This is a genomic window from Pseudomonas persica, assembly GCF_900291015.1.
Lineage (GTDB): Bacteria > Pseudomonadota > Gammaproteobacteria > Pseudomonadales > Pseudomonadaceae > Aquipseudomonas.
In genome coordinates this window covers 1-239 of sequence record NZ_OLKL01000351.1, presented here as the reverse complement: position 1 = coordinate 239, position 239 = coordinate 1, and the positions used below count along the sequence as shown (strand labels likewise).

The 239-nt window shown below is 67.8% G+C and carries 1 protein-coding gene; it reads left to right on the top strand.

The genetic code is table 11. The features are described 5' to 3' along the window. Positions 1-239: acetate--CoA ligase family protein (locus FQ664_RS26840; protein WP_178091131.1), on the top strand; the 239-nt coding region annotated here is incomplete at both ends.

The window sequence follows — 239 nt, the reverse complement described above, 5'->3', positions numbered from 1 at the left end:
GCGTATCGCCGCCTACGCCCCGCAGGTAGCGTTCGACCAGGTGCTGCTCGAACCGATGGCCGAGCCGCCGCTGGCCGAACTGATCGTTGGCATCAAGCGCGAGCATGACTTCGCCCTGGCTCTGGTGATCGGTGCCGGTGGCGTGCTGGTCGAGCTGCTCAAGGACAGTGTCAGCCTGTTGCTGCCGACCACCGACGATGCCATCCGCAGCGCGCTGCTCGGCCTGCGCAGTGCCAGCC